This window comes from Hymenobacter agri (assembly GCF_054778495.1).
On the sequence record NZ_BAAGZM010000107.1, the window covers coordinates 1 to 10,271 of the forward strand.

10 protein-coding genes are annotated in these 10,271 nt (G+C 62.1%); all 10 read left to right on the forward strand.

Annotated features, from left to right (window positions below; translation table 11 throughout):
- A partial coding sequence (locus tag ACYVDE_RS07975) for a DEAD/DEAH box helicase (RefSeq protein WP_460500952.1) occupies nucleotides 1–2,146 on the forward strand: 2,146 nt, incomplete at its 5' end.
- A 223-nt stretch (nucleotides 2,147–2,369) separates the two neighbouring features.
- The gene (locus tag ACYVDE_RS07980) at nucleotides 2,370–2,945 is read left to right on the forward strand and encodes a CsgE family curli-type amyloid fiber assembly protein (RefSeq protein WP_460500953.1); all 576 of its coding nucleotides are present in this window, start codon (nucleotides 2,370–2,372) and stop codon (nucleotides 2,943–2,945) included.
- A gap of 37 nt (nucleotides 2,946–2,982) precedes the next feature.
- Nucleotides 2,983–3,396 carry a curli production assembly/transport component CsgF gene (locus ACYVDE_RS07985; protein ID WP_460500954.1) on the forward strand — a complete coding sequence of 138 codons (414 nt, stop codon included), beginning with the start codon at nucleotides 2,983–2,985 and terminating at the stop codon, nucleotides 3,394–3,396.
- A gap of 82 nt (nucleotides 3,397–3,478) precedes the next feature.
- The gene (locus ACYVDE_RS07990; RefSeq protein ID WP_460500955.1) at nucleotides 3,479–4,978 is read left to right on the forward strand and encodes a CsgG/HfaB family protein; all 1,500 of its coding nucleotides are present in this window, start codon (nucleotides 3,479–3,481) and stop codon (nucleotides 4,976–4,978) included.
- Nucleotides 4,979–5,185: 207 nt separating this feature from the next.
- Nucleotides 5,186–5,884 (forward strand): hypothetical protein, encoded by a 699-nt coding sequence (locus tag ACYVDE_RS07995; RefSeq protein WP_460500956.1) that lies wholly within the window; start codon nucleotides 5,186–5,188, stop codon nucleotides 5,882–5,884.
- Between the two features lie 126 nt (nucleotides 5,885–6,010).
- Complete coding sequence (locus ACYVDE_RS08000) at nucleotides 6,011–6,622, forward strand: hypothetical protein (protein ID WP_460500957.1); 612 nt, start codon at nucleotides 6,011–6,013, stop codon at nucleotides 6,620–6,622.
- 68 nt (nucleotides 6,623–6,690) lie between these two features.
- Nucleotides 6,691–7,074, forward strand: coding sequence for a curli-like amyloid fiber formation chaperone CsgH (gene csgH, locus ACYVDE_RS08005; RefSeq protein WP_460500958.1), 384 nt, complete (start codon nucleotides 6,691–6,693; stop codon nucleotides 7,072–7,074).
- A gap of 73 nt (nucleotides 7,075–7,147) precedes the next feature.
- Nucleotides 7,148–8,662, forward strand: coding sequence for a fibronectin type III domain-containing protein (locus ACYVDE_RS08010; RefSeq protein ID WP_460500959.1), 1,515 nt, complete (start codon nucleotides 7,148–7,150; stop codon nucleotides 8,660–8,662).
- A gap of 86 nt (nucleotides 8,663–8,748) precedes the next feature.
- Complete coding sequence (locus ACYVDE_RS08015) at nucleotides 8,749–9,141, forward strand: SRPBCC family protein (protein ID WP_460500960.1); 393 nt, start codon at nucleotides 8,749–8,751, stop codon at nucleotides 9,139–9,141.
- A 40-nt stretch (nucleotides 9,142–9,181) separates the two neighbouring features.
- Nucleotides 9,182–10,271: class I SAM-dependent rRNA methyltransferase (locus tag ACYVDE_RS08020; protein ID WP_460500961.1), on the forward strand; the 1,090-nt coding region annotated here is incomplete at its 3' end.

The following is a 10,271-nucleotide window of genomic DNA, read 5'->3' on the forward strand; positions in this document are numbered from 1 at the left end:
CCCCCCCGGGCCGCCGCGCCGCGGCCGCATTCCGCAGCCTAAGCCCGTGGCGCCCCTGCTCACCGGGGCCGAAACCGAGCAGATTCATTTCGAGCTCAGCTTTCGCTACGGCCCGCACCTGATGCCGCTGGGCGTGAACAAACCAGTGAGCGTGCACCTCGAAAAAACGCCCGATAGCTACATCTTCCATCGGCTGCTGCGCAACCCCGAGCAGGAACAAGCCAGCGTGGAAGAGCTGCGCGCCCGCCAGCTCCGGGTGGAAAACGGCCAGGTGTCGATGCCTAAAGTGGACGCCTTTAAGTGGCTGCACGACAACACGGGTGCCTTAACGGAGCTGGGCTACACCGTGGAAGCCGCTACTACGGCCACCAAGAATTACTTTATTGGCCCCACGAGCGTGCAAGTCGGCATTCAGGAGGCCGGCGACTGGTTCGACGTGCGCGGCACCGTGCGCTTCGGCGACATTGAGGTACCGTTTATCCGGTTGCGCGGGCACATCCTGCAGCGCCGCCGCGAGTTTAAGCTGCCCAACGGCCAGATTGCCATCATCCCCGAAGAGTGGTTCACCGACTACCTGGAGCTGTTCGCCTTCGGCGAGGAAACCGCCGATGGGCTGAACCTGCGCCGCCACCACTTGGCGCTGGTGGCCGACCTGCAGAGCAACGAGCTGGCCACCGTGCGCATGGGCCGCAAGCTGGCCAAGCTGCGCGACTTTGCCGAGGTGGAAGACCACCCGCTGCCGGCCGGCTTTTTGGGCGAGCTGCGCCCCTACCAAAAGGCGGGCTACAACTGGCTGCGCTTCGTGCAGGACTACCAGTTTGGCGGCTGCCTGGCCGACGATATGGGCCTGGGCAAAACGATTCAGACGCTGGCCATGCTGCAGCACCGCCACGAAAGCGGTGAAAACCACGGCTCGGCCTCGCTGCTGGTGCTGCCCACCTCGCTGGTGTATAACTGGCAGAGCGAGGCGGCCAAGTTCACGCCCAACCTGCGCGTACTGGCCTACACCGGCACCTACCGCGAGAAAAACCCCGACCGGTTTGCCGACTACGACGTGGTGCTGACCAGCTACGGCATTGTGCGGCTCGACACGGAGCTGCTGGCCAGCTACAAGTTCGACTACGTGATTCTGGACGAGTCGCAGGCCATCAAAAACCCTAGCTCGACGACTTCGCAGGCGGTGCGGCAGCTGCGCTCGCGGCACCGGCTCATTCTGACGGGCACGCCGGTCGAGAACAGCACGATGGACTTGTGGTCGCAGATGTCATTCATCAACCCCGGGCTGCTGGGCACGCAGGCATTTTTCCGCAAGGAATTCCTCAAGCCCATTGAGAAAAACCAGGATGAAGGCCGCACCCGGCGCCTGCACGCGCTCATCAAGCCGTTCATTTTGCGCCGGCACAAGTCGCAGGTAGCCAAGGAGCTGCCCGCTAAAACCGAGCAGCTCAGCTACTGCCCCATGACGGAGGAGCAGACCCATGCTTACGAGGAAACCAAGAGCTTCTACCGCAACAAGATTCTGCAGAACCTCGACGAGCACGGGCCGGCCAGCACGCAGTTTCTGCTGCTGCAGGGTCTGACGCGCCTGCGCCAGATTGCCAATCACCCCCGCTTGGCCGACGAGAACTACACCGGCGAGTCGGGCAAGCTGCGCGAGGTGCTGCGCATGCTGCGCAACGTGGTAGCCGAAGGGCACAAAGTATTGGTATTTAGCCAGTTTGTACAACACCTAGCCTTGGTGCGCGCCGCGCTGGATGAGCGCCAGATGGCCTATGCCTACCTCGACGGCGCCACCCGCGACCGGAATGCCGAAGTAGCCCGCTTCCAGGAAGATGAGGAGCTGAAAATCTTCCTCATCAGCCTGAAGGCCGGCGGGGTGGGCCTGAACCTGACCGCGGCCGACTACGTGTTCCTGCTCGACCCGTGGTGGAACCCCGCCGTGGAGGCCCAGGCCGTCGACCGCGCCCACCGCATCGGGCAGCAGCGGCCGGTGTTCACCTACAAGTTCATCACCCAGAATACGGTAGAGGAGAAAATTCTGGCCCTGCAGCGCCGCAAGCTGGCGCTGGTAAGCGAGCTAATTGCTACCGACGAAGCCGTGATGAAACATCTCACCCGGGCCGATATCGAGGAACTGCTTAGCTAAATTTCGTTATAGCCCACTATGCTGCCCCTGTTCCAGCCGTCTGCCCCGACGAATGGCACAGGGGCAGTTAGCGTTTATGCTGATAATTAAAGGCAACCGCAATTTAATTATTCTTGCATTTACTTGAAATATATCTTACGTTTGCTTTAGTAACTGAACAGGATTCTGCTTTTTATTCGCATCATCCAAATTCATTCTTCCTACATTTTTCAGGCTGCTGCTCATGCAATCGGTGCACCATACTTGGCGGTTGAGTTGGCTGGCCTGGACCGGGTTGCTGTTCGGGGTATTGCTATTCAGCGAGCCTGTGTGGGCACAGTCGCGGGGCCGGCAGGCCGTGCCCGCGGCCCCTACTCCGGCCCCTACCGGCCAGCCCACAACATTAGCCCCGGCCAAGCTGGAAGAAGCATTGCGGCTCCTGCTGAAAGCCGACTCGATAGCCTCGGTGCAAAACCGCAAGCTGGGCGGGGCTGAATCACAGGGTCTGGTGCTCGACCAAGCCGTTACCAAGCTGGGCCACGATTTCTACGACCAGTTTTACAGCACCTTCGAAGCGCCTATGGGCGTGATAGACTACAACATCATTATTGCCGAGCGGCCCGCCCGCGCCAATTCGGCCTTGGTCGTGCTCACGGTGAATGACACCGAGCTCATGGAGCTGCCCCTGCCCACCCGCGCCGACCAGATGGAAGAAACGGTGTCGGCGGCGGTTGAGGCGGCCCAAGGCTTTTTGCAGGATGCGCTCAATACCAGCCGCCAGCTCGAATCGGGCCACCGCCTGCCGCCCGAACAATACTGAACTGCTACTTACTACTTCCCACCTTTTCTGCACGTGTATGAAATATCTTTTCTCATTGACGCTGCTGCTTTGCGGGCTGGCTAGCCGGGCGCAAGCACAAGACTTTGTTTATCAGCCCAAAAATCCGGCCTTCGGGGGCGGCAACCCGTTCAACTACTCGTGGCTGCAGGCTTCGGCCACGGCCCAAAACACCATTCCGGACCCGGTGCGGCCGTCCACAACCCAAGACCCGCTCACGCAATTCGCCGCTAACCTGAACCAGCAGGTATTGGCGCAGCTCACCAACCGCCTCATTACCTCGCAGTTCGGCTCGGGCGCTATTCGGCCGGGTTCGTACACGGTGGGCGGCTACCAGGTGCAGGTAACGCAAGGCACCTCGGGGGTCGTGGTGCAGGTGACCGATACCGGCACCGGCAACCAAACCACCATTACCATTCCCAACGGCCTGTAAACTAGGGCCAGCAGCGGTTTTTTTCGGCGCACGCTGGCAGTTGCCAGGGTGGCCGGCTTCGTCCTTTCTCCTTCTTTCTGCAATGAACTTACCACGACTGCGCCGGCTGGGCGTTGCCCTGGCCCTGCTGCCCGCCCTGCTGGCCGCCTGTACTCCGTATCTGCACCAGCACATGCTGAACACGCAGCCCGCCCGGCTGGGTGCCGAGGTGGGCGCCAACTCGCATTGGCGCGACCTGCCGGCCCCCAAGACCAAGGCCGTGGTGGCAGTGTATAAGTTCCGGGACCAGACCGGGCAGTACAAACCCCAGGAAAACGGCGCCAGCTTCTCGACGGCGGTGACGCAGGGTGCCACCACCATTTTGCTGCGGGCGCTGGAAGAGTCGGGCTGGTTTGAGCCCATTGAGCGCGAGAACCTGGGCAACCTGCTGAACGAGCGCAAGATTATTCGCTCGACCCGCGAGGAGTACGCGGCCCAAACCGGCAAGAAGCAGCCGGCGCTGGCGCCACTGCTGTTCGCCGGCATTATTCTGGAGGGCGGCATTGTGTCGTACGACTCCAACATCCTGACCGGCGGGGCCGGGCTGCGCTACTTCGGCACCGGGGGCTCGGGCCAGTATCGGCAAGACCGGGTGACGGTATACCTGCGGGCCATCAGCACCAATTCGGGCAAGATTTTCAAAACGGTTTACACCTCGAAAACCATTCTCTCGCAGCAGATTGATGCCGGCTTGTTCCGCTTCGTCGATTTCAAGCGCCTGCTCGAAACCGAAACCGGTTTTACCTATAACGAGCCTAGCGAGATGGCCGTGAAAGAAGCCATCGAAAAGGCGGTGGTGGCCCTCATCTACGAAGGCTTTTCGGAGCGCCTGTGGGCTCCGCGCGACTCGACCGAGTACACCGGCTACGGCATGCAGAGCTACCTGTATGAAAAAAACCAGAACCTCGGTATTGATGTGCTGGGCCGCGAAATGAAGCTGCGCCGCTCGCCGCTCGCCGCTGGCGTCAATGCCGCCGTGCAGGAATACTCGGGCGACTACGCCAACCCCTTGCGGCGGCCAGGCGCCGAGCTAACCCTGCATTACCAAACTACGGCGGCCACCAGCCTGTTTTTGAGCGCCGGCCGCGGCCAGCTGGCTGCTGGCCTGGGAACGGGGGCTTTCCGCCAAACGCTCAATTACGCCGAGGGCGGCGTGCTGTATCGTTTTCTGCCCTACGACCGATTTACGCCCTACGTAATAGTGGGCGGCGGCGCGGCACGGCGGGCCACGCCGTTGGCCGATGCCGTTAATGTGCTGCCTTACGCAATGGCCGGCCTGGGAGGCGAGTATTTGTTTACGCCACACCTGGGGCTGAGTGTAGCCATTGACAACCACTATTTTCTCAACGACCAGGTAGACCGCCTCAGCGCCGGGCGGTACAATGACTACTACTGGAGTGGGCGCGTGGGAGCCGTGCTGTATTTCGGCAAAACCGCGCAGGAAAAAGCCTTGGCCAAACAGGCCAAGTCGGCAGCCGAAGCCGCCGCCGAGCAGCAGAAGAATGCCGGGAGCGACCAGCCGAAAAAGACTGACAAGAAATAGCCCCCTGACAAGCAAAAAAATTATTATACTAAAACATGCTTTAATACCCTAAAAAAGCACATTTATCATTATTGCATTAATTATTTTCAATATTTTTTTAAAATACTATTGACATTTCAATTTCTAATAGTATCTTTGAAATGTTCTTCCGGAGAGAGCTAATTCACACCTCAACCTTCATCCCCCAACTTTTCCACTTTCCTTGTTATGAAAACTCTGCAAAAACTTACCCTGTTGGCTTTCGCCCTTCTCTCGGCCGGTGTGGCCAATGCCCAAGCTCCCCAGTGCTCGAACTGCACGCCTCCTACCATTACTCCCCCCGCTAACCGCCCTGACCCCGGCTGCCGCACCTGCAACGACGGCCCGAATTCGTCGGCCGGCCGCTATGCTACTCAATCGGCCCGTCCGGCCAGCACCAGCGCCCTGACGCCCAACCAATCGGCCGTGTTCCAGCAGGGCACCAACCAGTTTGCCTGCGTTGAGCAGCTGGGCTACGACAACACCGCCGACCTGGTGCAGGATGCCGGCTCGGCCACGGCCGCTGGCCGCAACGACGCTTACCAGACGCAGCGCAGCTTCGTAGGTACCGTGGATAACGTGCTCTATGGCGAGCAGCGCGGCACCGACAACATGTTGGTACAGACCCAGAACGGCTACGACAACCTGGGCCGCGTGATTCAGACCGGCAACGGCAACTTGGCTGCCCAAGACCAGGGCGGCGCGAGCAGCACCGACCACGGCAACTCGGCTTACTCGATTCAGACCAGCAACAACAACGCGTCTATCCAGTACCAGCGCGGCAACTCCAACACCTCGGACATCTACCAGCATAGCCCCACCAGCAGCAACTGGGCTGGCACCAACCAGAACGGCAGCGACAACTACGCGCACATCAACCAGCACTAAGTTGAAGCAACCGGCCCCGACGCTCGTCGGGGACCAACTCAGAATTCTGCCGGGCTCCGCGCATGCTTCCGGACATGCCGGAACCCGGCAGAATTCGGTTTATCGTAACCTTTCTCCCTCTTGGTCATGAAAAAACTTCTTGCGTTCGGCATGGCCTTGGCATTGGGGCTGCCGCACCTGGCCCACGCCCAGAGCACGGCCCCCTCGGCGGCCCAGCAGGTAGCCGAAGAAATTGGCCTGGACCGGCTGGCCACCGCCACCAACACCGGGCGGCCAGCCGATGCCCGCAACCTGAGCGTACTGCAGCAGACCGGCCAGGGCAACCAGGCCAGCATTGAGCAGGTGAGCCAGGGCGGCCCCAACCAGGCCATGATACTGCAGGCGGGCAACGCCAACGTGACCGGCTTTTACCAGTCGGGCAGCAGCAACGACGCCAGCCTGACGCTGCAAGGCAACAACAACACCGGCTCGGTAGACCAGCGCGGCAACAACAACAGCTTCGATGGCCGCGTAGTGGGCGACCGCAACGGCGTGGACGTGGTGCAGAACGGCCAGAACAACCGCGCCACCCTCGATGCCGCCGGCAATGGCCGCAACTACCCGGTGCTGCAAGTAGGCAACAACAACCAGCTCACGCAGCGCGAAGCGGCCGGCACCACCGCTCCGCTGGGCTACGGTGTGGAGATGCGCGGCAACGGCATCCGCCTCACCATCGAGCAGGGGCGCGCCACTCCGTAGCGGCCTGGCGTTTTCGCGTTTGATTTCATTCCCGCTTTTCGGTTTCTCATCCTTTTTCTTTCCGAGCTATGAAATGCGCTCCGCTGGTGCTCGCCGCTTTACTGGTGCAGCCCGGCGGGGCGTTTTTGCAAACGCCCCGCCCGTGCCAGGCCCGCCTTGAGCTGACGCAGCACGACCAGCTGCTGACCGTGGCCAGCCACTGCCGTAGCACTGCCCCGGCGCCGGCGCGCTACCGCTACCAGCTGCTGCTGCTGCGCCAAAGCCGCGCCGGCCGCTCGCAAAACAGCCAGGGCGGCGAATTCACGCTGCAGCCAAATCAGGATGTGGTGCTGTCGGAAGTGCACGTGAGCACATTGCCGCACGATGAGTATCACGCCAAACTGCTGATTTTTGACCTGAACGGCCAAATAATCGCGCGCGACTCTGCTGACCAAGGCGGCACTTTACATTAATATTCCAGCTTTTTATTATCTTACCTCCTCTTTTCGTTCCTATTTCTTTTTCTGCAAACTTCCTTTCCTGACCATGAGAATTGGTTTACTGTTACTTACCGGTTGGGCACTACTGGTGAGCACCTTGAGCGGCTGCGAAGACGCCACCGTTGAGCCGGCCACATACGGCAGCGTGGACGTGACCGTGCTGGATGCCCGCACCAACCAGGTACTCCCCAACACCGGCATCAGCACGAACCCGGCCACGGGCTCGTACGTGACCGATGCGCAAGGTCACATTCTGCTCACGCAAGTGCCGACGGGGCTGGTAGCGATATCGGCCCGGCGTACGGGCTACGTGGCCTCGACTACCAACGTGAACGTGGCCAGCGGCCAAACGCAAAGCATTGTGCTGCAGCTCGAAAAGCCTAGCAGCGCCACGCCCCCCAATGCACCGGTGCGGCCCGGCCCGGCTTCAGGCGCCACTGGCCAGCCCACCGAGGTAGCCCTGAGCTGGCACCCCAACGGCGCCACCCGCGCCGACTCGCTGCGCTACGACGTCATTCTTTTCGAGAGCAACAACCTGAACCAGCGCACCTTGCTGTCGAACTCGAAAGACACCGTCGTTACGGCTACGGGCCTGATGTACAACACCACGTATTACTGGCAGGTGACGGCCCGCAATACCGGTGGCGCCACTGCCCGCAGTGCGGTGTGGAGCTTCCAGACGGCGCCGCTGCCCGACAACCGCTTCCTGTTTGCGCGCACCGTGGCGGGCAACACCGACATTTATTCGTCGGACAATACGGGCGGCAGCCTGGTGCGGCTCACCTCATCGGCGGCGGTGGAAACGGCCCCGCAGCTGAGCCCGCTGCGCGACCTGGTGGCGTTTTCCTCGAATGCCACCGGCCAGTATCAGCTCTACACCATGAACCGCGACGGCTCTAACCAGCGCCAGATTACCTCGCTGTCGGCCGAAGGATACAGCAACGCCGGCGTGGGCTACCGCTGGTCGCCCGACGGGGCACAGCTGATTTACGCACACTACGACCAGCTATACCGCATCAACCGCGACGGCTCGGGGCTGACGCTGCTGGCTACGGCACCGGCCGGGCGCCACTTCCGCGAGTGCGATTGGACGGCGCAGGGCAACCGGCTGGTGGTGCAAACCATCGGGGCCAACCCCTACGATTCGGAGCTGTACCTCTACAATGCGGATGGCACCAACCCGGTGCTGTTCGTGAGCAACCTGCCGGGCCGCGTCGACTCGCCCAGCTTCAGCATAGATGGCACGCGCGTGCTGTATAACCGCGATGCGGCGGGCTTCAACAGCCCTATGGGCCGGCAGCTCGACGCACGGATTTACCTGCAGCGCACCGATGGCACTGGCACACCGGTAGACGTGTCGAGTGGCAACTCGTCCACCATCAACGTGAAGGCTACCGGTACCAATGACCTGACGCCCCGCTTCTCGCCCGACGGCTTCAGACTTATTTTTGTGAACCGCATCAACGACGACCTGAGTCCGCCCGAGCTATGGACGGCCAACCTCGACGGCACGGGTCGCGCGAAGCTGTTTGCCAACGCCTTTTTGCCCGATTGGAAGTAAGCGGCTAAACCAACCGCTGCTGGCCGGGTTATGAGGCCATGCGCGTTGTTCTTCGCACCCCTGTTCCGCAGCCGCCTTCGCGAGTGATGGCCGGCTTCACCCGTAGCTTATTCGAGGCCCTGGCCCCGCCGTTTCCCCGGCTGCGGGTGCTGCGCTTCGATGGCTGCCGCACCGGCGATAAGGTGGAAATTGAGCTGGATACGCTGGTGAAGCGCCTGCCCTGGACTTCGCTGATTGTGGACGACGGCGTGCGGGCCGATGGCACCCATTTTTTCATCGATGAAGGCCAGATTCTGCCGCCACCGCTGCGCTACTGGCGGCACCACCACCGCATCGAGCCCGGCCCCAACGGCGGCAGCGTGATTGTGGACGACCTGGAATACCGCACGGCCTCACGGCTGCTCGATGCGCTGATTTACCCGGCCATGTGGGCGCAGTTTGCCTGGCGCAAGCCCATTTACCGGCACTGGTTTCGCTAGCGCGGGCGGCCCCGACTGTTGGCCGTACCTTTGCGGGCCTATGTCGAACGCCACCACCATCGTCCTCAAGAACGGAAAAGACCACAGCCTGCGCCGCCGCCACCCCTGGGTGTTTTCGGGGGCCATTGCCCGCGTGCTGGGCGAGCCCCGCGAGGGCGAGCCCGTGCGCGTCGAAACGCAGGCCGGTGAATTGCTGGGCGTGGGCCACTTTTCGGGCGGCGGCTCCATTGCCGTGCGCATGCTCGACTTCGGGCCGAATGCGAGCCTGCCCAATGCCAGCTATTGGGAAGACAAGCTGGGCAATGCCTACCGCCTGCGCCAGCGCCTGGGCCTGACCGGCACCGCCGACACCAACGTGTACCGCCTGGTGCACGCCGAGGGCGACGGCCTGCCCGGCCTCATCATCGACGTGTACGGCGACACGGCCGTGGTGCAGGCGCACAGCGTGGGCATGTACCGCGCCCGGCCCGAAATCGCGGCCGCCCTGCGCGCCGTGTACGGCGACAAGCTGCGCGCCATTTACGACAAGAGCGCCGAAACCGTGCCCGGCAACGCCGTGCCCGACGCCCAGAACGGCTACCTGTTTGGCGAAAGCTCGGGCATCGAGCACGTGGTGACGGAAAACGGCCACCGCTTCGCCGTGGATTGGGAAACGGGCCAGAAAACCGGCTTCTTCATCGACCAGCGCGACAACCGCGAGCTGCTGGCCCGCTACTCGCCGGGTCGCAAGGTCTTGAATACCTTCTGCTACACCGGCGGCTTCTCGGTGTACGCGCTGGAAGCCGGGGCCGAACTGGTGCACTCCGTCGACAGCAGCAAAAAAGCCATTGCCCTCACCGAGCGCAACGCCGAGCTCAGCCACCACGCCGACCGCCACGCCGCCTACCCCGACGACGTGCTGGGCTTCCTGAAAAACCACTCGGCCCAGTACGACCTGCTGGTGCTCGACCCGCCCGCGTTTGCCAAGCACATGGGCGCCCGCCACGCCGCCCTGATGGGCTACAAGCGCCTGAACATGGCCGGCATCGCGCACCTCGCGCCGGGCGGGCTGTTGTTCACGTTCAGCTGCTCGCAGGTGGTAAGCCCCGAATTGTTCGAGGGCGCGGTGCTGGCGGCGGCCATCGAGGCCG